The 23761-nt window shown below is 60.2% G+C and carries 22 protein-coding genes and 1 pseudogene; 11 read left to right on the top strand and 12 right to left on the bottom strand.

From position 1 onward, the window contains the following. Positions 1-39: 39 nt before the first annotated feature. Positions 40-636 (bottom strand): GNAT family N-acetyltransferase, encoded by a 597-nt coding sequence (locus ACKVY0_RS09515; RefSeq protein ID WP_409214576.1) that lies wholly within the window; start codon positions 634-636, stop codon positions 40-42. Positions 637-737: 101 nt separating this feature from the next. On the opposite strand from ACKVY0_RS09515, the gene ACKVY0_RS09510 reads away from it, so the two are divergent. The 5 genes from ACKVY0_RS09510 to ACKVY0_RS09490 all read left to right on the top strand — a co-directional run bounded on the left by ACKVY0_RS09510 (position 738) and on the right by ACKVY0_RS09490 (position 8215). Beyond that, entirely contained in the window at positions 738-2933 is a 2196-nt protein-coding gene (locus ACKVY0_RS09510; protein WP_409214575.1) for an ATP-dependent RecD-like DNA helicase, read from the top strand. A 91-nt stretch (positions 2934-3024) separates the two neighbouring features. Further along, a complete protein-coding gene (locus ACKVY0_RS09505) occupies positions 3025-3597 on the top strand; it encodes a Uma2 family endonuclease (RefSeq protein ID WP_409214574.1) in 573 nt (190 codons plus the stop codon). A 51-nt stretch (positions 3598-3648) separates the two neighbouring features. Beyond that, positions 3649-5010: a Gfo/Idh/MocA family protein gene (locus ACKVY0_RS09500; protein WP_409214573.1), complete on the top strand. Its 1362-nt coding sequence runs from the start codon at positions 3649-3651 to the stop codon at positions 5008-5010. Between the two features lie 51 nt (positions 5011-5061). Beyond that, positions 5062-5625 (top strand): YqgE/AlgH family protein, encoded by a 564-nt coding sequence (locus ACKVY0_RS09495; protein ID WP_409214572.1) that lies wholly within the window; start codon positions 5062-5064, stop codon positions 5623-5625. A gap of 526 nt (positions 5626-6151) precedes the next feature. Continuing rightward, complete coding sequence (locus ACKVY0_RS09490; protein ID WP_409214571.1) at positions 6152-8215, top strand: DUF4261 domain-containing protein; 2064 nt, start codon at positions 6152-6154, stop codon at positions 8213-8215. Positions 8216-8232: 17 nt separating this feature from the next. On the opposite strand, the gene ACKVY0_RS09485 is transcribed toward ACKVY0_RS09490, so the two are convergent. Genes ACKVY0_RS09485 through ACKVY0_RS09475 form a run of 3 tightly spaced genes read right to left on the bottom strand, consistent with a single transcriptional unit; the run spans position 8233 to position 11684 of the window. Then, complete coding sequence (locus ACKVY0_RS09485) at positions 8233-10767, bottom strand: hypothetical protein (RefSeq protein WP_409214570.1); 2535 nt, start codon at positions 10765-10767, stop codon at positions 8233-8235. Continuing rightward, entirely contained in the window at positions 10764-11336 is a 573-nt protein-coding gene (locus ACKVY0_RS09480) for a hypothetical protein (RefSeq protein WP_409214569.1), read from the bottom strand. The genes ACKVY0_RS09485 and ACKVY0_RS09480 overlap by 4 nt, the downstream gene beginning before the upstream one ends. Before the next feature lie 30 nt (positions 11337-11366). Next, complete coding sequence (locus ACKVY0_RS09475) at positions 11367-11684, bottom strand: FmdB family zinc ribbon protein (RefSeq protein ID WP_409214568.1); 318 nt, start codon at positions 11682-11684, stop codon at positions 11367-11369. A gap of 159 nt (positions 11685-11843) precedes the next feature. Here ACKVY0_RS09475 and ACKVY0_RS09470 point away from each other — a divergent pair, with 159 nt between their 5' ends. Further along, positions 11844-12704 carry a helix-turn-helix domain-containing protein gene (locus tag ACKVY0_RS09470; RefSeq protein ID WP_409214567.1) on the top strand — a complete coding sequence of 287 codons (861 nt, stop codon included), beginning with the start codon at positions 11844-11846 and terminating at the stop codon, positions 12702-12704. Positions 12705-12729: 25 nt separating this feature from the next. Here ACKVY0_RS09470 and ACKVY0_RS09465 read toward each other — a convergent pair whose 3' ends face one another. Continuing rightward, on the bottom strand, positions 12730-13104 hold the full coding sequence (locus ACKVY0_RS09465; RefSeq protein WP_409214566.1) for a hypothetical protein: 375 nt from the start codon (positions 13102-13104) through the stop codon (positions 12730-12732). Between the two features lie 94 nt (positions 13105-13198). Between ACKVY0_RS09465 and rlmN the strand changes: the two genes are divergently transcribed. The 4 genes and pseudogenes from rlmN (at position 13199) to mtnA (ending at position 16122) form a co-directional block, all read left to right on the top strand. Next, positions 13199-14323 carry a 23S rRNA (adenine(2503)-C(2))-methyltransferase RlmN gene (gene rlmN, locus ACKVY0_RS09460; RefSeq protein ID WP_409214565.1) on the top strand — a complete coding sequence of 375 codons (1125 nt, stop codon included), beginning with the start codon at positions 13199-13201 and terminating at the stop codon, positions 14321-14323. 49 nt (positions 14324-14372) lie between these two features. Next, entirely contained in the window at positions 14373-14660 is a 288-nt protein-coding gene (locus ACKVY0_RS09455; protein WP_409214564.1) for a hypothetical protein, read from the top strand. Continuing rightward, positions 14657-15082, top strand: a complete 426-nt coding sequence (locus tag ACKVY0_RS09450; RefSeq protein WP_409214563.1) for a type II toxin-antitoxin system VapC family toxin — start codon at positions 14657-14659, stop codon at positions 15080-15082. Before ACKVY0_RS09455 ends, ACKVY0_RS09450 begins: the two co-directional genes overlap by 4 nt. A 3-nt stretch (positions 15083-15085) precedes the next feature. Further along, positions 15086-16122 (top strand): annotated as a pseudogene (mtnA, locus tag ACKVY0_RS09445) (S-methyl-5-thioribose-1-phosphate isomerase). On the opposite strand, the gene ACKVY0_RS09440 reads toward mtnA, so the two are convergent. The 4 genes from ACKVY0_RS09440 to ACKVY0_RS09425 all read right to left on the bottom strand — a co-directional run bounded on the left by ACKVY0_RS09440 (position 16091) and on the right by ACKVY0_RS09425 (position 20149). Beyond that, a complete protein-coding gene (locus tag ACKVY0_RS09440; RefSeq protein WP_409214562.1) occupies positions 16091-16687 on the bottom strand; it encodes a cyclic nucleotide-binding domain-containing protein in 597 nt (198 codons plus the stop codon). The pseudogene mtnA and the gene ACKVY0_RS09440 overlap by 32 nt on opposite strands. A 60-nt stretch (positions 16688-16747) precedes the next feature. Then, positions 16748-17686 (bottom strand): leucine-rich repeat domain-containing protein, encoded by a 939-nt coding sequence (locus ACKVY0_RS09435; RefSeq protein ID WP_409214561.1) that lies wholly within the window; start codon positions 17684-17686, stop codon positions 16748-16750. A gap of 163 nt (positions 17687-17849) precedes the next feature. Continuing rightward, positions 17850-19145, bottom strand: a complete 1296-nt coding sequence (locus tag ACKVY0_RS09430) for an MFS transporter (protein ID WP_409214560.1) — start codon at positions 19143-19145, stop codon at positions 17850-17852. Next, a complete protein-coding gene (locus ACKVY0_RS09425) occupies positions 19142-20149 on the bottom strand; it encodes a succinylglutamate desuccinylase/aspartoacylase family protein (RefSeq protein WP_409214559.1) in 1008 nt (335 codons plus the stop codon). Before ACKVY0_RS09425 ends, ACKVY0_RS09430 begins: the two co-directional genes overlap by 4 nt. A gap of 76 nt (positions 20150-20225) precedes the next feature. Between ACKVY0_RS09425 and recQ the strand changes: the two genes are divergently transcribed. Next, positions 20226-22403 carry a DNA helicase RecQ gene (gene recQ / locus ACKVY0_RS09420; protein ID WP_409214558.1) on the top strand — a complete coding sequence of 726 codons (2178 nt, stop codon included), beginning with the start codon at positions 20226-20228 and terminating at the stop codon, positions 22401-22403. 11 nt (positions 22404-22414) lie between these two features. On the opposite strand, the gene ACKVY0_RS09415 is transcribed toward recQ, so the two are convergent. The 3 genes from ACKVY0_RS09415 to ACKVY0_RS09405 all read right to left on the bottom strand — a co-directional run. Further along, the gene (locus tag ACKVY0_RS09415) at positions 22415-22732 is read right to left on the bottom strand and encodes a DUF5615 family PIN-like protein (protein WP_409214557.1); all 318 of its coding nucleotides are present in this window, start codon (positions 22730-22732) and stop codon (positions 22415-22417) included. Beyond that, complete coding sequence (locus tag ACKVY0_RS09410; RefSeq protein ID WP_409214556.1) at positions 22729-22956, bottom strand: DUF433 domain-containing protein; 228 nt, start codon at positions 22954-22956, stop codon at positions 22729-22731. Before ACKVY0_RS09410 ends, ACKVY0_RS09415 begins: the two co-directional genes overlap by 4 nt. Positions 22957-23112: 156 nt before the next feature. After that, on the bottom strand, positions 23113-23761 hold a 649-nt coding region (locus tag ACKVY0_RS09405), incomplete at its 5' end, for a DUF1552 domain-containing protein (protein WP_409214555.1).

The raw sequence follows: 23761 nt of genomic DNA, 5'->3' as shown, positions 1-23761 counted from the left end.
AGTCGTGTGCAGACGCGGAAGTCTTGCAATGAGATATACTCACTCTGGAGGCTTAGCACGAACGAAGGCGAGCCAGCGCCGCAGGCTGTTCGCCGCCGACGTGTCAGGCAGCACGGTTTCATCGAGCGTGAGCTTCATTTCCCACCCGTGCGGGTGCAGGACGGCTGATGCACCCAGGCTGCTCCACCAGGTGAGCATGACATGATTCGACTCCAACACATGCGCCACGAAGTGTCGGATGCCGGTGGCAAACGCATGCTCCCACAAGGCGGCCAGCAGAATGGTGCCAGCTCCCTGGCCCTGATATTCATCCGCCACGGTGAAGGAAACCTCCGCAATGCTCTCATCCTGGCCAGATCTCCAAAAGGAGCCGCCGCCCACGCCGGGAATGTCGTCGTTATCTTGGATGACGATGATCCAGCTCGCGTGCTGGCCCTGATCCTCCGCGCAAAGTCGGTCGATGAAGGTCGGATTGACACCGCGAAAGCGTGTCCAGAACCTGAAGTAAGTGGATTCGGGCGAGAGCCGCTTGAAGGCGTCGATGATACGCTCCCGGTCATTCGGCAGCAGCGGGCGCAGGATCACAGGAAGCCCATCGCGAAGACACAATTGATAATGGGACAACAAAGAGGGCATGATCTGGTTTAAACTGAAGAAGGGACCTTATGGGCTGCGGATCAAGCGCGGGCACGGCAATCGGATTTGTGAGAAGACACATTCTTGGCTAGCCTGCACACATGCCTCCTCCACGAAACACCACCAAAGCCCAAGTCCTGCGCGGACTGGTGGATCGCGTGGTGTTTCACAATGAGGACAATGGCTTTTGCATTCTCAAGGTGGTGCCGCAGGGCAAAAACGATGTCGTGGGCCTGATCGGGAAGGCTCCGCGTGTGGTGGCGGGCGAAGAATTCGAGGCGCGGGGCGTGTGGGAGCCGAATCGGGATTTCGGGCCGCAGTTTAAGGCGGATGAGCTAAGTTTGAAGCGGCCGGATTCGTTGGCGGGCATCGAGCGCTATCTCGGCAGCGGCTTGATCGAGGGCATTGGGCCGAAGTATGCGAAGCGGATGGTGGAAAAGTTCGGGCCGAAGGTCTTCGAGATCATCGAGAACGAGTCGAAGAAGCTCGAAGACGTCGAAGGCGTGGGCAAGAAGCGCCGCATCGAAATCCGCGAGTCGTGGATGAAGCAGAAGTCGATTCACGGCATCATGCTCTTCCTGCATCAGCACGGCATCAGCTCCTCGCGAGCGTTGCGCATTTACAAGACCTATGGCGAAGAGGCGCAGGCGGTGCTGAAGGAGAACCCATATCGGTTGGCGCAGGACATTCGCGGCATTGGCTTCAAAACAGCGGATGACATCGCCTATCAGCTCGGTGTGGCCGAGGACGCGCCGGAGCGCATCAAGGCGGGCATTCTTCACGTGCTCGAAACAGCGGCAGGAAACGGCCACTGCTGCTTCCCGGAGGCCAAGGTGGTCGAAAAAGCGGCTGAATTGCTCGGGGTGGAGGCTTTGATCGCGCCGCAGGTCGAAGCGCTTATCACGAGTGATTTGTCGGAGCGACATGGCGAGTATTTGTATCTGCCGTATCTGCGTGCAGCGGAGCAAAGCATCGCCGCGAGCGTGAAATCGCTCGCCGCAGTGCCTGCCGCATATCCGCCCATCGTCGAAGATGCGGCGCTGGTGTGGGTGATGAAAAAAACGGGCAAGGAACTGGCCGAAAGCCAGCAGCGGGCGGTGCGCGAGGCCTTGCGGCAGCGATTGCTCATCATCACCGGCGGCCCCGGCGTCGGGAAGACGACGATCCTGCGCAGCATCCTGCTCATTCTGCAAAGCAAGCAGGTCAAACTCGTGCTCGCAGCGCCCACCGGCCGTGCGGCGAAGAGATTGACCGAAAGCACCGGCCTGGAGGCCAAAACGCTGCACCGCTTGCTCGAATTCCAAGGCGATGGCCAATGGGGACGTCATCGCGGCAAGCCGCTCGTGGGTGATTTGTTCGTCATCGACGAGGCTTCGATGATTGATGCGCCGCTGATGGCCCAATTGCTCTCCGCCTTGCCGCAGGGCGCACATATGCTCATCGTTGGCGATGCGGATCAACTCCCGTCGGTCGGCCCCGGCATGGTGCTGCATGATTTGATCGCCAGTGGAGCCGTGCCTTGTGTGAAGCTCACCGAAATCTTCCGCCAGGCCGCCAGCAGTCGCATCATCACCAGCGCGCATGCCATCAATCGCGGCCAAGTGCCCGATCTGAAGCCCTCACGCGCTAGTGATTTCTTTTTCCTCGAAGCCAGCGAACCGGAGGAAATCAAACACACCCTCGTGCAACTGGCGCATACACGCCTGGCCGCCAAATACGGCTTTGACCCGATTCGCGACATCCAAGTGCTCACGCCGATGAATCGCAATCTGCTTGGCACGCAATCGCTCAATCAGTCGCTGCAACTTGCCCTCAATCCACCGAACGAGCTGAAGTTCGAGATCGAGCGCTTTGGCGTGACCTTCCGAGTCGGCGACAAGGTCATCCAGACGCACAACAACTACGACAAGGAAGTCTTCAACGGTGACATCGGCCACATCGTGACGATCGATGCCGACCCGGTCAAAATCCACGTGCGCTACGATGCCGAGCGCCTTGTTGAATACGAACCCGGCGAACTCGATGAACTCCAGCTTGCCTACGCGCTGACCATTCACAAAAGCCAGGGAAGCGAGTTCCCGTGCGTCATTATTCCAGTAAGCACGCAGCATTATGTGCTGCTGGAGCGCAGTTTGATCTACACGGCGATTACGCGTGCGAAGAAGCTGTGCGTGCTCGTCGGCGATGAGCGGGCGCTGTCACTGGCCGTGAGCAAACAGGAGAGCCGCAAGCGCTACACGGGTCTGCGGCTGGCGCTTGGAGTCCCGGCTTTAGCCGGAAACGGGAGCGCTGGGTGAAGCGATGCGCTGCCGCCTGAAGGCGGGACTCCGAACGGGTGAGGTGGATGTCGGCGCTTGCTTGTTTTGGGGCAGCCCCTAAACTCGGCACATGGTTTCCATCTTGAGCAAACCCGGCTTCCAACAGCGTGCCATGCCGCTGTCCATCAAAGCGTGGCATCAAATGATCGATGCTGGCCTGGCACCGAGGCGTGCTGAACTCATCCGGGGGGTGATCGTTGAGAAAATGAGCAAGTCTATTCTTCACACCAAGCTGGCCGCGAGAATTTTTGCGTTGTTGCAAAAGCTCACCAGTGCGCGGCTGTGGGTGCGCAAAGAAGACCCGCTGACTTTAGCGGACTCTGAACCTGAACCCGATGTTTCGGTGGTGGACGGCAGCGAGACAGATTTTCAGCAGCATCCCACCAGCGCACGGCTCGTGGTCGAAATTGCTGTTTCCAGCCTCAGCGAAGACCGTGACATGGCTGAAATCTACGCGGAGGCTGCGGTGGCCGAGTACTGGATCGTGAACGGCCCGGAACGTTGCATTGAAGTTTATCGTGAGCCGGTGGGCGGTCGCTACCAGACGCAGTTCCGCGTGGTGGAGGGCGGCGTGCTGGAATGCGCGGCACTGCCAGAAGTGCGCGTGGATATTGCAGCGCTGTTTGCGGGTGCTGGTGCGTGATTGTGGTCTGCGGCGGCGTAGGTTTGAGGCTCTCAACCAACCCACGTCATCATGTCCACTTCACGCCGTTCCTTTCTGAAGAACTCCTCACTCGCCTCTGCCGCTGTCGCGTTTCCCGCGTTTGTGCGAGGCCAGAACCTCAACAGCAAGCTGCAAGTGGCCTGCGTGGGAGTGAACGGCATGGGCTACAGTGATTTGCACAACGTCGGCTCGCATGCGGCGGTGAAGTTTGTGGGGTTCTGCGATGTGGATGCCAATCGTTTCGACAAGGCGGACGCGGAATTTCCGGGGGTGAAGCATTTCTCCGACTACCGCGAGATGTTTAGCACGCTGGGCGATGGTTTTGACGCGGTGACGGTGGGCATTCCCGATCACATGCATGCGCCGGTGGCCGTGGCGGCGATGCAGAAGGGCAAGCATGTCTATTGTCAGAAGCCGCTGGCGCACACGGTGTGGGAGGCGCGGCAGATGAAGCTGTGGGCGGAGAAGAAAAATCTCACGACGCAGATGGGCAATCAGATCCACTCGTCCATCGAATACCGCATGGGCACGCGCTTGATCAAGGAAGGCGCGATTGGCAAAGTGAAGGAAGTCTATTCATGGGTCGGCGTGACGGGCAATGAGCGCACGCGCATGTTCCAGCCACCGCCATCGTCGCCGGTGCCGACGAATTTAAACTGGGACCTGTGGATCGGTGCGGCACCGATGCGCGAGTATGCGCAGGCGTATCATCCGTTCATCTGGCGCGACTGGCAGGACTTTGGCGGCGGCGGCTTGGGCGACTTCGGCTGTCACATCATGGATCCGGTCTTCACCGCGCTCGATTTGACCGCGCCGATCAGCGTTCAGGCGAAAAACAGCGGTATCAACAACCAGATCTGGCCCACGCACGAGACGATCAATTATGTTTTCCCCGGCACACAATACACCGCAGGCAAGACGATGAAGCTGACGTGGATGGATGGTGGCCTGAAGCCGAGCTACAAGCTGGCGCAGATGCCCGGCGACATTGATCTGCCTGCCAGTGGCTCAATTTTCATCGGCGAAGGCGGCACGATGGTGCTCGCGCATGTGGCGGGGCCGCGGCTTTACCCGTTCGACAAGTTCACCGGCTTCCAATATCCCAAAGAGGAAGCCCGCAGCCACTGGCACACCTGGGTCGATGCCTGCCTCGCGGGCAAGAAGACCAGCGATGGCTTCCACTACGCCGGACCGCTCGCTGAAACCGTGCAGCTCGGCAATGTGGCCACGCGTCTTGCGATTCCGAAGATTGATCCGGTCACCGGACGCATGGAAGAGGGGAACAAGGTGCTGGAATGGGACGCGGCGAACCTGCGCTTCCCGAATGCGCCGGAAGCCGACAAGCTGCTGACGAAAACCTATCGCAAAGGCTTCGAAGTCGCGGCGGCGTAATTTTTCGATGCACAATCGAGCGACTGGCGTAGTTATTGCGTCAGACCTCGCATGCCTTCGGAAAACAAAAACGAATCAGCGCCTTCTCTCAGCGGCAGCCTCCTGCTCGCTTCGCCGGCGATGCGTGATTCTAATTTCGCGCGTTGCGTCGTCTTCATGGCGGCGCACAACGCGAAGGACGGTGCCTTCGGTTACATCCTGAATCGTCCGTTGGAGCAGCGTGTGGCCGATTTACTGCCGGATCAGGATCTTGGAGCACTCGGTGAAGTGCCGGTGTTCATGGGTGGTCCCGTCTCGACCGACAAGCTGGCCTTTGCGGCGCTGCATTGGAACAAACGCCGCCGCACACTGCGCTGCCAGACACATCTCTCCGTGGCCGATGCGCTGCATGCGTTGAGTCTCGGCCATGATGTGCGTGGCTTCGTCGGTTACTCCGGCTGGAGCGGCGGTCAGCTCGAAAGCGAACTGGAACTGCGTTCCTGGATCACCACAACGGCACGTCCGCTCGTCCTCACGGTGGACAAGCCGACGCGGATGTGGGGCGCTATTCTCGAAGACATGGGACCGGTGTATAAAGTGATGGCCGGCATGCCCGAGGATGTGGGGCTGAACTGAGGCTGACGAATTTGTCGCGAGCCATCCGCTGATTTTTCTTCCCGTGCGCAGGTTCTTTGGATAAGGGACATGGATGAATGTATTTTTCTCCCAGGGATTCGTTGTGCTTTGCTCCCAATGCCCAGACTTGGGGGTATTACGGCTCCATCTCGAAAAACACGGGAGACACATCACCGCGATGGAGGAAAGCTCGCAATGGCCGGAGATGCAGGGGCCGTGCCTGATGCTGCCTTGGAACACGGAGAACAAAGGCGTGTGCTGGGTGGACACCTCCAGCACACCGTGGCCGGATGAAATGGACACTGCTGGTGACCCCACCCTTGTCACCGGAGCGCATGCACTGGGAGCCTACGGGCCGCATGTGCAGCCAGGGGCCTTGCAACGCGCGGTTTCACTGCGCAAGGCTTCCGAGCTGGAACAAGCAGTGGGTCAGCACACCGCATTCATCCGTTTGAGGCTGACGTATTTCTTCGGCGATGGTCAGACGAGGCCGGAGAACGACACAGCGCGTCCGCAGGCCGACCCTGTGGAAGAACTGCGCTGGCTGTTGGATTTAGCAACGCTCTTTGCCGACTTGCCAGAGGCTGTGGCATTTTTCAATCCGAACGGCGAGGTCATCATGCGCTTCGACGAACTGGCCGAGTTTTTGGAAGATGCGCACAGCCAGACACTTTTCCCCGTTCAAGCAGTGATTGCTACGCGTGGTTATCGTATCGACGAAAGCTGGTCGCTGGTGGACAGCGTGGGCATGGCGCAGTTCGGCTTGTCGGACCATGAGTTTGCCATTTCGGGTGCCACGATCGCAAAGGATGAAACCATCCTCTTTCTGCTCAATCTCGTGCATTACCAAATCGACAAACGGGTGGAGATCGGTGACCGGCACACGACAGATGGACCAGGAGGCAAAGTATGGCGTGCCGAAGAACGCGGACAGGCATGCCTGCTGCCACCACGCAAGGTGCTGCATTGGAAAACCGAGGACGCGCCGCCGGAACCAGAGCTGCTGGCGCGCAAGGAGGAAGATGTGCCGCAAGAACAGAATGTTGATGAGGGTGCCCCAAACCCGCTGGATGCGGTTGTTGCAGAGATGGCCGCCAAAACTGAGGCCTGGCTCGTGCATCGTGATGCCATTCGTGCCCGCGCAGTGGCATGGCTGAGATCACCGGCGTTCCGCACTGCGTTTTACGATGACGCGCATGTGCCATTTGCCATGAAGATCGCGATGGAACAGGGATTAAAGCGAAAAGAAGCCGCACAGGCATGGCAGCAGGCTCAAGCATTAGGCGTTCAAAGCCCGCAGCTTTGGCAGCAGTATCAACACCTCGCTACAAGAGGCCAGGTTGTCTTTGCCAATGCAGTTATCTCCAATCCGGCGTTCTCGTCCGAACCCAACGCCAGCCTGCCCTGTGCCCTGGTCATGTCACACGACCAGTCTGCCATGCAGATCACAATGACCGGCTTGTTGGCTGGAATGCTGCAAGCCATGTACCGGGGCGAAGATGACGGCAAGGCATATCCCAAGCTGATAGCCATCATTTGCGACGATGAGTTCCGGCTGTTCCGCCGCGATGCGTTGCCCTTGGAAGAAACTGATGGTCAGAAATGCACGTTGCTGGCAGTGCAGTTGAGAAAATCATGGATGCCACCACCAGAGGTGCCGTTTGTGCCACTGCTCATGCTGCCTGGGACGCAGGGTGCCGTGGTGCAAATTCCGTGGCATGTCGTGACGGGAACGCCACCCGTGCCTGGCTCCATGAAACCAGGACGGTGGGCTGAAGTCGCCGAACTGGACCGTCAGGCAGACCGCATGGTGGCCGTTCAAAAAACGGAGAAAGCGGGTTGTTACACATGGTTCAGCAGGATCGTGCAGGGTGTCTTTCTGCTCGGTATATTGATGGGATTGTACATTCATTTTGTCGAAGGGGACACACGCCCAGGCACCACCAAGCCCACTGGCAGCAGCCAATCTGCAGCGAGTCCCAAAACGGTCTCCACCGTCTCCTCCTGGACGCAGGCACCCTCGTTGAAGTCCAAATTTAACAGGGTGAGCGCCTCAGCGTATGAGCCCTTGATTGGTGAGGATGCCGCTGGCTCAGGGTTCCTGTTCGATGTGCCGGAAGGGTTGATTCTGGCGGCGACCAGCCGTCATCAGTTTGCCAGCGTGGACCAGTCACCTGCCAAACTGTTTGATCTCGATGATCTGGAGGTGTCTCTCAATACGCAGCAAGTTATTCGCCAGCCAGAGTCGCAGGTGCAGATCGTTACTGGCGTCACGAAAATAGCGGACTGCCTCGAATACAATTCCGCCGACACGCTGGTCGATGGCTCCGCATTGCGTTTGATCCTGGGCAAAGGTCAGTGGGTTGAAGGTCGTCTCACGCTTACAGGGACTCATGTCCTGTCATCGCGCGCGCGTGTCTTGCGCATGACGGTAAAAACCCTGGAGAATGTCGCTGGCAGTAGCGGCTCGCCGATTGTGCAGGCGTTGAGCGGCAGGGTCGTCGGAGTGATGCAAGGAGCAGACAAGGCTGAAGGCCCTAGCTTCATAGAGTTTGAGACGATCAGTGTACGGCTGGGTCCCAAGAAATAAAAACTACGGGCACCAGTCTACTTCGTGAACTCCTTGTCGATGGCGTCGAGATACTTCGAGATCGGATCGGTGCGCGGCGGGAGTTCTTTTTGAATGATGGCGGGCAGGTTGAGGAAGTCGTCGAACTTGCCGGAGAGGCGGCTGCTTTCGCTGGCTTCGAACCAGTCGAGGTAATCGCGCACGGCGATGGACTTTTGATACGCGACGAGGGCGAATTCGTGCAGCGTGGCGAGGCGCTGGTCCATGTCCTTGGTCTTGCCTTCCTGGAGATCGAGCACGGCAGAGAGATACGCGGTGACGACGGGACGGAACAGTACGCTGACACGCAGCTCCAGCGCGCGAAGTGAGGCGACGTTGTAGTTGAGAATGTTGACGCGATCCGGGTGCTTGAGGATGTGCTGGTATTCTTCCAGAGGCAGGGACACCGGCACCAAGCCGGATTTGGCAGCGGCTGTGCCTGCGGTGCTGGGGGTGGTGCCAGCAGCGGGTGTGATCTGTCCGGTGGGGACGGGTTTGGCGTTCGGATTGGTGGTGTGAGGTGTACCGGAAGGCGTGGCCGATGGTCTGGAGGCAGGCTTGGAATTCGGGTTGCTCGTGTGGGTCTTGCTGTCCTTTTTGACCTCGGGTTTGGCAGCGGCCTTCTTGGTGGTCTCGGCTTTTTTAGGCTCGGCCTTTTTCTCGTCATCCGGCGAAGGTGTGCGTTTGCGGAAATCAAACAGCGGTGGTGCTTTTAGGCGTGCAGGCCCTGCGGTCAGGCGTGGTGACGCTGGGGCAAGCCATTCCCAGGCATCGGCAAGCGCGGGTGAAAGCAGGCGTGCGACATCGAGTGATGACGGCGTGATGGAAGTCTGCTCATCTTTGGCAGGCTTCTTCTTGTTCTCCTCCTCGTCTTTGCCGCCACTGCGGAACCAGTTCAGCGGATTGAGAATGGAGGGTTTCTTTTCTTCCTTGGCCTCCGGTTTGTCTTTCTCCGTGGCCTTGGGCTTTTCGATTTTGGCGGGCTTGTCTTTCTCGGGCTCCCTCTTCTCGTCGGAGCCGAAGCCAAAGAGGCGGCCGATGAATCCGGGCTTTGCTTCTTCGTCATCCTTGCCAGCCTTTTTCGTGGGAGTTGTTTCAGCGGGCTTGTCTTCGATCTTCGGCTTTTCCTCGTCAGCAGGACCGAAGAACAGCAGACGCCGCCACAGGCTGCGTTTTGGCTTTTCATCACCGGTCTCGTCTGTTTCAGCCTCTTTGCTTTTCGCCGAGTCCTTGGACCTCGGTTTGGCAGGTTCGTCGGTGGCCGACGGCTCCAAGGGCTTCGGCTCGTTGGCGGCAACGACCAGCGGTGCAGGAAGGACGAACGGGCGCATTTTCACGTTCTTCGGCACTTCGTCGGGTTTTGCCCCGTAGCGGATGGTGATGGCTTCTTCGATGGCCTTGAGGCTCTCGGCAGCGGTGAACGGCTCGGCGATGCCGGGCTTGGAAAGCGCGGCGAGCTGGAGCGACCACCATTTGTTCAGGCTCGACGCGGAGGCGGCGAAGTTCGGGAATGCGGCGCTGAGCAGGTCACGCTCGGAACGCGGATCGCTGGCAAGGGCGTTGAGGAACTTGTTGAAGTGTGATGCACCTTCCGGCTGATCGATAAGCGCGAGCACGAGGGCGCAGCAGGACGTCTCGTAAATCGTGCGCGAGAGGCCATCCATCTCGACGGGCGAGGCTTCGATGATCTCCTCGATGCCATAAATCTTGCCGCTGCGGAAGATAGTGGCGAACATGGCGCTGGGACGTGCGCTGGCGCGGTAGTCCATCGCATTCAGCACGCCGGTCATGATCCAGTCCGGCAGCAGCAGGCGGCCTTTGGGCGTGGAGATTTTCTGGTGATTGCGCAGGATGCGTTCGGCGAGAAGGGCGCGCACGACTTCCTTGCGCAGATCCGTCTCTTTGAGGCCGGGACGTTCGTTGATCGTGACTTGAACATGAAATCCGCCGTGCGTGAGTTCGGTGATGGCGGTGGAAATCGGCGGGCCTTTCGATTTCGCGGCTTCCTCGCCGGTGTTCAGCGGCACAACGATGGGGAGCACCCATGGCTCCTTGTCATTGAGCACCTTGCGCAGCTCCTGGGATATTTCTTCGCAGCGGGAGGACATGGCGCTGCGGGTTTGAAACACCTTCCCATGTACGATGAACTGTCCGCTGGTGCTGGTGGAGCTGGTGATGGGGATTTTGTCCGAAGGCGCCGCCACACGCGGCGCGGCGTTGGCCGCAGGCTGCTGGGTGACGGCATCGAGCACCTGCATTTTGCTGGCGGAATTGTCCGGCGTCGGCGTTGGAGCAGGCACTGGAACTGGAGCGCTGGCTTTCGCTGGCACCGCAGGCTGCACCGGCGCATTGCTTTGCAACTGTCCTGGCAATGGCGGCGGCGTGAGCGTCTTTGGCGCTTCGATAGCCGCAGCGGCCTCTTTTTGTGCCGGCGTGAGCTTGGGAACTGGCGGAGCCGGCGTCTGCGCGGTGACAAACAACGCGGCGCTGGCAAACAGGAGCGCCGCTTGGGCGAATGGACGACGACGTATCATGCGGGGGGGAAGCGTGGATCAAGCACGAGTTTGTCCTTGGCGATGGTGACCTTCGTCATTTGAAACAGCGCCCGGATCTCGGGATCGAGCGCTTCCGCCAGGGCACGCAGCGACGGATACAGCGGGCGCATCATGCCGCGTGGCAGGTCGAGATGGCCGTAGGCGCCGCGCAGCAGCTCGACGTGGAAGTTGTCCGCATCACGGCTGATGGCGAGATCGACGCTGGCGGTGCGCGTGAAACCTTTGAGCTTCCACACGAGGAACAGCCGCGCACGGTCCGGCTCCAGATCAATGCGTGCGCCGTCAAACGCGGTCCATTCGCCCAGCATCTTCCCGACTTTGCCGGTGAGCGTGGTGGCGAGATGGCGGTTCACCTCCGCTTCGCTGATTTCCATCACGGCGGCACGTTTGATCGCCGTCTGGCGCAGCAGATCGAGCAGATCGTCGGCCTTCACGGTGCTGATCGGCGGTGCCACCGGCAGTTCCGCCGGACGATGCGCCACCCACGCGGCTCCGGCCAGCGCACTGATCAAGAGCAGCCGCAGGGTTTGGAGCAGAGGGCGAGTCACGACGGTGCAGGAGTGAAGATGGATGCCAAATCAGGCCGCCGTGCTCGTCTTCGCCGGTGCGGGTGCAGGAGTGGCAGGTGCCGGTGTGCTAGGTGCGGCCGGTGTGCTCGTCGATGAAGCCGCGCCTTCCGAATCTTTCTTCGCACCGGCTTTGTAGGAATCGCTGCGGTAGTCAGTGATGTAGAAGCCGGAGCCTTTGAAGATCAAACCGGCACCGAGACCGATCTTGCGCTTGATCGGGCCGGGGCAGCTTTCCTGTGGGCAATCGGTGAGATGCGCGTCCTTCATGGACTGCTTGGCTTCAAACTGGTGGCCACACGTCTGGCATTCGTAATCGTAAGTGGGCATGGGGGGCTGGAATGTGCGCTAGGGTTTGGTGGGTTTCGCGCAGTGGGGGCGGAGTATGCCGCGCTGCCACCCTTGCTGCAAAAGGATTTTCCCCGTGTTCCCTTTGCAGCATGCAATCACCGCTCGACATGCGGCGGCGGTTGAATGTATTATCCGGCCATGCCATCGCTGTTCCAGGAAACCGTCTTCCTGACGAATCTCTATGCCACTCCCGCCGACTGGCAGCGTGATTTGTTTTATTCCGTGGTGCGTGGCGGGCATCTCCGCGCTGGTTATGAGCATCGCATCGAACGCGAAACTTATCCCGGCCATGAATTAATCCTCTGCCTCAAGGGACGCGGCTGGGTGCAGGTCGCGGGAAAACGGCACCAAGTCGGCCCCGGTTCGCTCGTCTGGGTGAACTGCCACCACCCGCATGCGTATGGCGCGGTGACGCGTGAGCCGTGGGAGTTGTACTGGATGCGCATTGAAGGCCGCTCGCTCGATCGTATCGCCGAGCTGCTGCAAGTCCGCACGCAGCCCGTGCTCGAAGGCATCAATGAGCAAACCGTCGCACAGGAGTTCAAGCACGCCTTTCAATACATGGGCGGCACCCGGCCCAGCGATGCAGCGCTGGCCAGCGCTGCCGTGGCCGCCATCATCGGCCTTGCGTTTCATGTGCGCCTCTCCGAGCCAGGCCTCATTCAACCCGAGCTGCCACAAGCCGTGTCAAAGGCGCTCGAACGCATGCGTCTCTACTTCCACATGCCCATGCGTGTCGCCGAGTTGGCGCAGATCAGCGGCATGAGCGAGAGCCATTTCAGCCGCCAGTTCAAGGCCGCCATCGGCACCAGCCCCATCGACTGGCTGCGGCGTGAACGCATCAATCAAGCCAAGCGCCGCCTCATCGAGTCTGACGATCCCGTCAAAGAAATCGCCCGCCAAGTCGGCTACCACGACCAGTTTTTCTTCAGCAAGGACTTCAAAAAGATGACCAAGCTCACCCCGACGCAGTTCCGCGAGCAGGAGCGGCAGCCGTAGCCGCCTGCGGCGGCAATTTGAAATTTCAAATCTCAGATTTCAAACTGCGCCGCGCTTCCAGCCACGCATGGGAACGGCGGAAAATGAAGTCCAGTAGCAACGCGAGCACCGCACCCGCCAGCGCACCACCGATGCCGCCGTAAACCGCGATCAGCCAGCGCTCGTCTGCCATTTCAAACAACGTGCGCCCGAGCCAGGCCGTGACCGCACCCGCTGGAATGCCCGCCAGCACGCCGCATTGCAGCAAAAACACGCGCACTCCCGTCGCCGGCCGTTTCGTGAAAAATCCCAGCGCCACCGAACTCGACACCACGCCCAGCGCCACCAGCGTTGCCGCCACGGCACAGGCAAACAGGCCAATGCCGATACCTGCTCCAATAATGACCAGCATGACGATCAATCCGGCGAGATTCATGCCGCCAAGGTGGCCTTGTTCCGCCAATTTCAAATCTCAAATTTCAAATCGCCCATTTCCTGCCACTGTCGCAGCCCCCATGAGCATCGTCACCGCACCCCAGGCACTTCTCGGCATGAAACCCGAGGAAATCGCCACAGTGTTCGCGGAGCTGGGTCAGCCCGCGTTTCGAGCGAAACAGCTCGTGGAGTGGATCTTCGCCAAACGTGCCGCCAGTTTCGATGACATGACGAATCTGCCCAAAGCGACGCGTGAAGCCCTCGCCACGCGTTTTGTCACCCGCTCGCTCAGCATCGCGAAAGTTACCGGCTCCGCCGACACCACACGCAAATTTCTCTTCAAGCTGCACGACGGCCGCTACGTCGAAACCGTGCTCATTCCGGCCAATCCCGCGCTCTACGGCGGCAAATCCGACCGCCGCACGCTCTGCGTCTCCAGCCAGGTCGGCTGCGCCTACGACTGCAAATTCTGCGCCAGCGGTCTTGCTGGCTTCGCCCGCAATCTCACCGCCGCCGAGATCGTCGAGCAGATCGTGCAGGTCGAGGCACATGCAGGCGAGCGCGTGGACAACCTCGTCTTCATGGGCATGGGCGAACCGCTCGCGAACTACTCGAACGTCACCAAAGCCATCGAAATCCTCAACGCCGAATGGGGCATTGGCATCGGTGCGCGGCACATGACCGTCAGCACGAGCGGTCTCGCTCCGCAGATCAAAAAGCTCGCCGATTTTCCGCTGCAAATCCGCCTCGCCATCTCGCTGCACGGCGCCACCGACGAAGTGCGTGAGAAAATCATGCCGGTGAACCGCAAGCACAACCTCGCCGAGCTGTTTGAAGCGCTCGATTACTGGAATCAAAAGCGGAAGCAGTTCCTCACCTTCGAGTTCATCCTCATCGCCAACGTAAACGACAGCCTGCAGCAGGCCCACGCTCTCGCCAAACGCGCTCGCGCTGTGAATGCGAAGGTGAACCTGATTCCCTACAACACCGTCGATGGCCTGGAGTGGGTGCGCCCCAGCGAACCAGTTCAGGACGCCTTCCTCGCCGTGCTCACCAACGCCGGTGTCACCGCCACGCTGCGTCGGGAAAAAGGCCACGACATCGCCGCCGCCTGCGGGCAGCTCCGTTTGAAACAAGAAACCGAGCTCGGCATCATCGAATCGCCGATTCCCGCGAAGCGTATCACGATCGGTGCTGGAGCCTAGGCCGCCGATTTTCGAGTTGGCGTTTTTTCATCCTGACGCATCTTCCCGCATGGCAACTGCAACACTCGCCGCCCGCGTCGCCCAGCTCGAAAAAACCGTCGCAACCCTGGTTAAAAAGCAGGAGCCAGGTCGGTTGCGTAAGAGCAAAAAACTCAAGGCGATGGCACAAGCGCCTTTGCCTGGGCTGCCGAAAGATTTCCTCCAGCCCAGGCAGCCCGGTCGCGATGACTGGATGACCGTTGTTGGCATGTTCGATGGTGATGAGGTGATGAAACGCATCATAGAGCGCGGTGCGTCCATCCGCCGTGCTGAATCACGCAAGGCCCGCCGTGGATGATCATTCTGGACACAGATCACGTTTCCGCGCTTCAAGCCGAGGGCGGCGAACTTCGTGATGCGTTGGTTCAACGCATGAGATGTTCCTCCGACAGGAATTTTGCCGTCACAGTGATCACGCTGGAAGAACAGATGAAAGGCTGGATGGCGGAAATCAACCACACACTCGATTTTGCCAGGCAGGTGGGAAGCTATCGACGGTTGGCGGGGATGTTTGCATTTTTCTCGGCGTTGAATGTCCTGCACTTTGACGAGGTGGCTGCGGAGAAAACGATTGGCTTGCGCAAGGCCAAGGTGCGTATCGGCACGATGGATTTGAAGATCGCCTCGATAGCGCTTTCACAGGATGTACTCCTGCTCACCGCCAATGCCAGAGACTTCGCGCAGGTCCCCGGGCTGCGTTTCGAAAATTGGCTGCACTAAATCATGCTCGTCCATGGCACACACTCCCGCACCGTCTGGATGCCCGAACCCGGCGTCGTGTGCATCATTGACCAGCGCAAATTGCCGTGGGCATTTGAAATCATCGATTTGCAGTCCGTGGCCGAGGTGACGCATGCGATTCGCGACATGACGGTGCGTGGCGCAGGCTGCATCGGCGCAACGGCGGGTTACGGCATGGCTTTGGCGGCATGCGAAGCGCAAAATGAATCACAGCTCGAAGCATTAGCCCAAAATCTCATCGAAACACGGCCCACGGCGGTGAATCTGGCCTGGGCGGTGAACCGGCAGCTTGATGCGTTGCGGAACCAACCTGCGGCTGCTTGTGGACAAATCGGCTTGCATGGCCTCGAACTCATTCGCGAGATCGAAGCGAAGTAGCTGGGTGGTGCCGTCAATGTGCTCACGCATTGCAACGCGGGCTGGCTCGCGTTTGTCGATCACGGCTCCGATCTACGCAGCGCATGATGCGGGCATCAAAATTCACGTCTGGGTGGATGAAACACGTCCACGCAATCAAGGCGCACGTTTGACCGCCTGGGAACTCGCGCAGCACGGCGGTGCCGCACACGGTCATCGCCGACAACACGGGCAGGCATCTCATGCAGCACGGTCTTATTGATCTTGTCATCACCGGCGCAGACCGTGTGACAGGCGGCGGTGATGTGGCGAACAAGATTGGCACTTATTTGAAGGCGCTGGCCGCGCAGGACAATGGTGTGCCGTTCTACGTGGCGCTGTCGTCCTCGACGTTCGACTGGAGCATCGCCGATGGCGTGAAACGCATCTCCATCGAGCAGCGCAATGGCGATGAACTCGTGTGGATGGATGGCCTGGATGCCGTTGGCACACTTCACAACATCCGCGTAATTCCGCAGACATCGAGCGTGGCCAACTTCGCCTTCGATGTGACACCTGCGCGTCTCGTCACCGGCCTGATCACCGAGCGCGGTGTCTTTGCGGCGGATGAACAGACGCTGCGTGCTGGGTTCAGCGACGTCGCGACGTCTTCGGTTTCCTGACGGCGACGACACGTTTCACCGGACGCTTGAGCTTCGCAACGGGCGCGGGAGCTGGTTTGGCCTCCGGCTGCGACTCGCGCAGCAGCTTGAGTTCTTTTTCCACTTCAGCGAGACGACGCGAGGTGGCCTCCAGCTTCCGCACGACAAGGCGGGCGACGAATTCGTAAAGCGCGGCGTGGAAATCCGGGTCTTCCTCGCGCGGATGGATGTCCTGGAGAAATTTTTGGTCCACCGCGAGGCAGATGGACTTTACGGAGGCGATGACCGAGGCGAGGCGCTTGTCCTGGTTCACCAAGGCCAGTTCACCGAAAACTTCGCCGATGCGTGTAATGGAAGCGACTTTTTTGCCGCCGACCCGCACCTCCAGCTCACCGCTGAGCAGGACGTAGATGCGGGAGTCGATGCTGCCCTCTTTGATGATGTGGTCGCCCTGCTCGCACTGGAGCAGGCTGCTGGAATTCAGCACATCATCAAGCTGGTCATCGCTAAAACTCGCGAGCGCAGGCACCGCACGCAAAGGCGACGGGTTCTGCTTCTCGTCATGGATGTAAGCAAACTCTTTCATGGAATTCGTCGTGATTCTGTCAGGAGCCGGGCCGCAACGACAAGACAAATCTGCGAATTCTCACAGTTTGGGCGCTGCTTTGACCGCCGCGTCGTAGGCGGGCCAAAAACTGGCCGGCGGCTGCAAATCCTTGGCACCATCGTCAAACCGCGTCCCGATCTCCTGCAATGGCAACGATTTCGCCACCTCAATGCCCGCCGTGATGTTCGCCGGGGTGAAGACGAGACGTGTGAGTTGCATGCCTTTGAGGGGCGAAAGGTCCGTCACCGGTGTTTCGGCGATGTGCAGGCGCTGCAATGCCGTGCCGCTGAGCGGTGACAAATCCTTCACCTTCGTGCGATGCAGCGTCACGCTGACCAGCGGCACCGTTTTGAGCGCGGCGATGTTCTCCACCGGGCAATCCGTGAGCCACAGCATCGTGATCGGGCACTTCGCGATGCCCGAGATGTCTCCCACCGGGCAGCCGACCGCGTTCAGCTCCACCAGCGGCATGTTTTCCAGCGCGCTCAGGTTCTCGACCGGTGTGCGGCTTAGATAGAGCTTTTCCAACGGCATGCCACGGATCGGCGAGAGATCTCTCACCTTCGTGTCCTCAAGGTAAAGCTCCACGAGCTTCTTCCCCTGCATCGGCCGCAGGTCGGTGATCGGTGTCTCGCTCAAATCCAGCGCCAGCGGCTCGATGTGCTGCAAAAACTTCACGTTTTCGATCTTCGCTCCACGCAGGCTCAGGGCGATGACCTTGCCGCCCTCGATGTTGAACTGGCCGTCGCCCGTGTAGCTCGGATTGTGATACTTGATCTCCGTGTGCATCATTTCCTGCGTCCAATAGACCGCCTTCGGCTCCGGTTTGGCGGGAGCAGGCACAACAGTTTTTTCAGCGACCGGTTTTGGCGCTGGCGCAGGCTCGGGTTGCTTGGGTTCATCACCGCAGTGAGTCAGAACGAGTGGCAGAAGGAGCAGATAGGGCTTCATGCCACGGGCATGACGGATTTTGGGCATGGATGCAAGCCTGAAGTGAACAAACACTGATCCAGCCCGTCCTCCTTCGCGTCACTCTGCATCCCGAGGCACCGCCCCAGGCATTTCCTCGCGGGCCTACAGCGGGCGGATACGCCAAGTGCCTCCATCAGCCAATAGCCACGGGCGCTTGCCGAGAGGCAGCTTATTGCCCTGAATCTTGACGGGATGATCCAACCGTCGCGCCACCCAGTCCGCCGCGCTGCTCGTGATGCCGAGCCAGTCTGATTGCTGCAAAGTCGCGCGGGAACAAACGCTTGATGCCCATGATCAAAGCGATGCCCGCTGCGAGATAAGCGAGCGCGGTGAACGAAAGCAGGCGGTCGATGCCGAGCGACTGTTTCCACATGCCACCGAACAGAGCCGCGAAACCCGACATGATCGCGCCGCAGAAGTTGAGAATGCCGACGGCGGAGGCGCGGGTGTCGGCGGGGACGACTTCGAAGGCGGCGGGGAAGATGTTGCCCATCAGGAGGCCGCTGAAGAGGCCAAAGAATGCGGCGGCGATGCGTGTGACCGTAAGCGTGTCGCTGCTGCCAAGAAAATGCAGGCACGGTGCACAGAGGATGAGGCTGGCGGTCATGAGCCAGAGGCGCGAGGCCTTGGTGCGGCGGTACAGCCTGTCTGCAAGCATACCGCCGCCGAGCAGGCCGATGGCGGTCGTCAGTTGAAGGAAGATCGTGGCGTTGAAGGCAGCGTCGGCTTGATTGAGTGCGAACTTCTCTTTGAGGAAGGTTGGCAGCCAGCCGTAGAGCAGCCACAGGCCGAAGACGAAGACAGGAAACACCACGCACAGCAGCAGGAAGGTGCGCACGCGCAGCAGAATCGGGAAGGCGAGGGTTTTGGAAGGCGTGGCGGTCTCAGTGGTCGGATTTTCATTCACACCGCGAAGGAAGGCGAAATACGGCAGCGCATAGAGCAGGCCGACCGCACCGAGCACGAAGAACGCGCCGCGCCATTGACCGTGATCCGCCATCCAGCCGCCGAACCAACTGCCTGTGACCGTGCCCGCGATCTGCGCGGTGGTGAGCACGGCGATGGCCCGGGAGCGCAGCTCCGGCGGGTGTGCATTCGCCGTCAACGCAATAGCCGTGGGCATGAAAAGCGACTCCGAGATGCCCATGGCCGCTCGCAGGCCGAGCAGCATGAACGCGGAGCCCGCGAAGCCGGTGGCGACGGTGACGAGACTCCACACGATGAGGCTGAGCACGACGAGCAGACGCTTGGAGAAGCGATCCGCGAGCTGCCCGGCGATGGGGCAGCCAACCGCATAGACCCAGAGAAAAATCGCGCCGGTGAGGCCGAGTTGTTTATCCGTCATGCCGAGATCGGCCTTGAGCGACGGGAACATCGAGAACACCGCCTGCCGGTCGCAGTAGTTCAGGAAATACGCGAACCACATGAAGGCGACGAGCGCGCCGGCTGATTTCGCCTTGCTCATGCGCGCAGCACCTCGCGCTCGCTGACTTGTCTGGCGATCACGGCGACACAATCGCCCTGCTGAGTGAGGCATGGGGCACGCATGGTGATGAGATAACCAGCACTCTGCGCGACGATCTCTTCCGGCGTTCGATCCGGCCGCTCCAGATGATGAATGTAGCCGACGATCTGACCCTTTTTGACCTTCGCGCCGAGATCGACCGTGACCTCGAAGATGCCTGACTCGGGCGCGAGGATGTAGTCTTCCCGATTGGTGGCCTGCGTGATGATCGCGGGTGCCTTCCGCGGCTGTTCACGACCTATGAGCGCACCGACATGAATGAGCACGTTCTTCAATCCACTTTGAGCGATGCGATGCACGCTGGCGGGAACGCACTCGCCACCGCCGAGTTCGGTGGTGATGACGAGTTTGCCCTGATTCTCGGCTTCGACGGGCAGCAGGCCGGTGCCAGCGATGTCGGCGTAGATAAAACAGAACTCGGTGCCCCAGGCGAGCATAGCCGCGAACATCCTCGCCCGTTGCTCACGATCCGGCACGAGATGCATGTGCGAGCACGGCACAAACTCCATGCTGCGCCCGCCGCTGTGGATGTCGATCACCACGTCGCTGATTGGAAACAGCACGGTGCGCAGGTAATGCGCAATCTGGCTCGTGACTGGACCTTCGGCATCGCCGGGGAAAGCGCGGTTCATGTTCATGCTATCGAGCGGTGAGAGTCGTGTGGCGGCGCGTGCGGCGGGCAAGTTCAGCGATGGGATGAGAATGATGCGGCCTGCGACCATCTCCGGTGTCAGCACGCGTGCGAGCTTCATGATGGCGATCTGGCCCTGATACTCGTCGCCATGATTGCCACCGAGCACGAGCACCGTCGGTCCTTTGCCACGAGCGACGATGGTGATGGGGATCATCACATTCGCCCAACCGCCGAGGTTGTGTGAGTAGGGCACTTGGAGAAAGCCCTGCTGCTTGCCCGGTTTGTCGAAGTCGAGGGAGGTGATGACCATGACACCTCTACGGTACCAGGTCTCCGCACCTCGCGCTGCACTTGCCTTTTCGCGCTGTTCCCGCCACGATGGCGGCATGTCAGACGCGCTGCTGCCACTGCTCAAGCAATCCTTCGGTTACGATGCCTTCCGCCCGCTCCAGCGGGAGATCATGGCGGCTTCGCTCGCTGGCAAAGATGTCGTCGCGATTTTACCGACCGGTGCGGGGAAGTCGCTGTGCTTTCAATTGCCAGCGCTGGCGCGTGAAGGCGTGACGCTGGTGATTTCACCGCTCATCGCGCTGATGAAGGATCAAGTGGATGCGCTGACAGCAAGCGGTGTGGCGGCGACGTTTTTGAATTCATCCATTCAAGGCAGCGAGGCGCAGCGACGGCGCTCGGGGCTGGAAAACGGCCACTACAAGCTGCTCTATGCCGCGCCGGAGCGGGTGATGATGCAGGGCTTCGTCGAAGACCTGCAACGCTGGAATGTGACGGCCATCGCGGTGGATGAAGCGCACTGCATCAGCGAGTGGGGGCATGATTTTCGGCCGGAGTATCGTCAGCTCGCGCAATTGCGCTCCAAACTGCCCGGCGTGCCGTTTCTGGCGCTCACCGCGACTGCCACGGAACAGGTGCGCGGCGACATCATCCGCCAGCTTCAACTGCCGGAGCCGGAAGTGTTCCTTGCCAGCTTCAACCGGCCGAATTTGAGCTACAGCATCGTGCCCAAAAGCAAATCGACGCGGCAGGTGTATGAATTCATCCGCGAGCGGCCCAATGACGCGGGCATCGTGTATGTGCAGTCGCGCAAGAGCGCGGAATCACTCGCGGCGGCGCTGTCGGCGGAGGGCGTGAAGGCGGTGGCGTATCACGCGGGCTTGCAGCCGGAGGAGCGGGCGGCGAATCAAGAAGCCTTCATCCGCGATGAAGCGCGGGTGGTGTGCGCGACGATCGCCTTTGGCATGGGCATCAACAAACCGGACGTGCGTTTCGTCATCCATGCCGATCTGCCGAAGAACATTGAGGGCTACTACCAGGAAACGGGCCGCGCAGGACGAGACAGCCTGCCAGCGGACTGCGTGCTGCTGTACTCACGTGGCGATCTGGTGCGGAACTTGAAGTTTCTCGATGAAATGACGGACGCGAAGGCCGCCGAGATCGCCGCACGGCAGATGCGCCTGATGGCCGACTTCGCCGAAGGCAGCGAGTGCCGCCGCGCGACTTTGCTGGATTACTTCGGCGAACAGTGGCCCGGCGACAACTGCGGCGGCTGCGACATCTGCCTGCAACCGCGTGAGCAATGGGACGCCACCACGCAGGCGCAAAAGCTGCTGAGCTGCGTCTTCCGCATCAAACAGAAGAGCAACTTCAGCACCGGCCTCAATCACGTCGTCGAAGTGCTCGCCGGAGCGAACACCGAGAAGATTCGCAAATGGTATCACGATCAACTGAGCACCTACGGCATCGGCAAAGACACGCCGCGTGAAGAATGGACCGCGCTGGGCCGCCAGCTCATCCGCCAGGGTTACATTGATGCTTCGCAAGACAATTTTCAGACGCTGACGCTGTCCAAACAAGGTCTCGCTGTGCTGATGAACCGCACGCCGATCCTGCTGACACGCACACCGGTGATGGCAGGCACCAGCACGGCCAAAGTCTCGCGTGCAGGCACCATCGCGTGTGATGAGGGTCTCTTTGCCCAACTGCGCACGCTGCGGAAGCGTCTCGCCGATGAAAAAGCCGTGCCGCCGTATGTCGTCTTTGGCGACACCAGCCTGCGCCACATGTGCCGCAGCTATCCGCAGTCGGACCGTGCCTTCCTCGACATCCCCGGCGTCGGCAGTCAGAAGCTCGCGGATTACGGCCAGCCTTTCATGGCGGAAATCAAAGCGTGGCTTGCTGAGCATGAGCGCGAGACCTTCGCCGCTGAAACTCCGCCGCCGCCCGCGCCGAAGATGAAAAGCGAGAGCGGTGCGAACGGCACGGCACTCGAAACGTTGCGCCTGTATCGCCAGGGCCTCAGCCCCGAAAAAATCGCCGCCCAACGCAGCCTCGTCGTCAGCACGATTCACAATCATCTCGCGCAAGCCATCGCCAGCGGCGCGCTCCAGGCCGATCCGCGTGCCTACTTCAGCGCCGAGGACGAACAGCTCATGCGTGAGGCCGTGAGCGAGCACGGCCTCGAAAGCCTCAGCAAACTCAAGGAAGCTCTCGCCAACCGATTTGATTACCCGACGCTGCATTACTTTCGGGCGTTTGAGACGCGTGCGTGATCAGATCCAGGCTAACCAAATGCCACCTCGACGAATTCTCCAAGCTGGACGCCAGCCATAGCAGTTTGGACCAACGAAATCTGTTGTTGCAGTGTCGGCCAGTGAGTGGTGGGCAGGAGCACGATGGCAATCTGTCTCGTGGCGAGATTTTGCTGGTAGCGCAGGTTCTTGTCGCCCGTGAGGAAGACCTCGAAGTCTTGTTCGGCAAGCAGGAGAAGCTGGCCGTTCTTCACGCCATCCCAGCCCATTTCCTGGACGGTGCGGTAGTCATGACCTGTGAGGCGCGACTTCAGCGGACGCGGCAGGCACTCATCGATCAGCACTCTCATGACTGCACCACCCGACGATGTGCTTCCATCAGCACCTCCACTGCCACTTGCTGAGTGACGGTGGGGAACCAGTCGAGAAACTCATCCAACGAGCAGCCACTTTCGAGGTGTTCAAACAAGCTGGCCACTGGCACGCGTGTGCCGCGAAACACCGGCTCACCGCCCATGATCTCAGGATCAACGACGATCGCGCCGGTTGTTGGCTCATGAATGCTTGCGCTCATGGTGTGAATCCTACTGGAAGGGGGCGGCAGCTTCAACATGCGGTTTCGCAAAGTAGTCATCATCGCTCCGCGTGATGACAGCGGCGGGTGGAGAGCAATGAGGGCTTGTCGAGTTATCGCAGGCGCACAGCTCGTCACGCGGAGCGATGACGGCTACTATATGGCCAGCGCGTTCTCGGCATCGCCGAAGTGGCCGATGTGGAGGCCCATGCGGTCCATGAGGGCGATGTGGAGACGGCACATTTTGCGATTCGGGTCGGCGCTGAGGTCGAAGTAGCGGCCGCCTTGGATGGTGCCGCCACCGCCGCCGGCGAGGACGACGGGGAGTTGTCTTGAATCGTGCGCGTTGCCGTCAAAGAGACTGCTGGTGAGCATGATCATGCTGTTTTCGAGCAGGGTGCGCTCACCTTCGTTGGTGGCCTGCATTTTGGCGAGGGCTTCGCCCCAGAGCTTCACCTGATGCTGGTTGACACGCTGATACATATCGAGGCGGTGCTCGTCATTGGCGTGATGTGACAGTTCGTGGATGCCGCCGCTGATGCCGTCGAGGCTGGGGACGCGCATGTTCGAGAGGTCGTTATTCATCATGAAGGTCGCCACGCGGGTGCGATCCATTTGGAAGGCGAGGAGCATGATGTCGAAAATGAGGCGCAGGTGGTCCTCGCTGCTCGCGGGGATGCCTGCGGCGGGGCGGCCAATGGTCGGAGCCTTGACGGTGGGCATCCAGCCTTGGCCGTTGGTCTCGGCCTGGCTGATCTTTTCGGCGAGTTCGACCCGCTGTTCGATTTCACGCACGGAGGTGAGG

This window comes from Prosthecobacter sp., assembly GCF_046154365.1.
In the GTDB taxonomy this organism is placed as follows: Bacteria; Verrucomicrobiota; Verrucomicrobiia; order Verrucomicrobiales; family Verrucomicrobiaceae; genus Prosthecobacter.
Note: the sequence above shows the minus strand (reverse complement) of the source record. Positions and strands in the feature narration are given on the sequence as shown.

Bases quoted from the DNA above. Each gene is read 5' to 3' on its own strand.
- ACKVY0_RS09510 (WP_409214575.1), top strand. From the start codon at position 738: ATGCCTCCTCCACGAAACACCACCAAAGCCCAAGTCCTGCGCGGACTG.
- ACKVY0_RS09440 (WP_409214562.1), bottom strand. From the start codon at position 16,687: ATGAAAGAGTTTGCTTACATCCATGACGAGAAGCAGAACCCGTCGCCT.
- ACKVY0_RS09485 (WP_409214570.1), bottom strand. From the start codon at position 10,767: ATGATACGTCGTCGTCCATTCGCCCAAGCGGCGCTCCTGTTTGCCAGC.
- ACKVY0_RS09515 (WP_409214576.1), bottom strand. From the start codon at position 636: ATGCCCTCTTTGTTGTCCCATTATCAATTGTGTCTTCGCGATGGGCTT.
- recQ (WP_409214558.1), top strand. From the start codon at position 20,226: ATGTCAGACGCGCTGCTGCCACTGCTCAAGCAATCCTTCGGTTACGAT.
- ACKVY0_RS09500 (WP_409214573.1), top strand. From the start codon at position 3,649: ATGTCCACTTCACGCCGTTCCTTTCTGAAGAACTCCTCACTCGCCTCT.
- ACKVY0_RS09410 (WP_409214556.1), bottom strand. From the start codon at position 22,956: ATGAGCGCAAGCATTCATGAGCCAACAACCGGCGCGATCGTCGTTGAT.
- ACKVY0_RS09470 (WP_409214567.1), top strand. From the start codon at position 11,844: ATGCCATCGCTGTTCCAGGAAACCGTCTTCCTGACGAATCTCTATGCC.
- ACKVY0_RS09455 (WP_409214564.1), top strand. From the start codon at position 14,373: ATGGCAACTGCAACACTCGCCGCCCGCGTCGCCCAGCTCGAAAAAACC.
- ACKVY0_RS09435 (WP_409214561.1), bottom strand. From the start codon at position 17,686: ATGCCCAAAATCCGTCATGCCCGTGGCATGAAGCCCTATCTGCTCCTT.
- ACKVY0_RS09475 (WP_409214568.1), bottom strand. From the start codon at position 11,684: ATGCCCACTTACGATTACGAATGCCAGACGTGTGGCCACCAGTTTGAA.
- ACKVY0_RS09430 (WP_409214560.1), bottom strand. From the start codon at position 19,145: ATGAGCAAGGCGAAATCAGCCGGCGCGCTCGTCGCCTTCATGTGGTTC.
- ACKVY0_RS09425 (WP_409214559.1), bottom strand. From the start codon at position 20,149: ATGGTCATCACCTCCCTCGACTTCGACAAACCGGGCAAGCAGCAGGGC.
- ACKVY0_RS09495 (WP_409214572.1), top strand. From the start codon at position 5,062: ATGCCTTCGGAAAACAAAAACGAATCAGCGCCTTCTCTCAGCGGCAGC.
- ACKVY0_RS09505 (WP_409214574.1), top strand. From the start codon at position 3,025: ATGGTTTCCATCTTGAGCAAACCCGGCTTCCAACAGCGTGCCATGCCG.
- ACKVY0_RS09450 (WP_409214563.1), top strand. From the start codon at position 14,657: ATGATCATTCTGGACACAGATCACGTTTCCGCGCTTCAAGCCGAGGGC.
- rlmN (WP_409214565.1), top strand. From the start codon at position 13,199: ATGAGCATCGTCACCGCACCCCAGGCACTTCTCGGCATGAAACCCGAG.
- ACKVY0_RS09415 (WP_409214557.1), bottom strand. From the start codon at position 22,732: ATGAGAGTGCTGATCGATGAGTGCCTGCCGCGTCCGCTGAAGTCGCGC.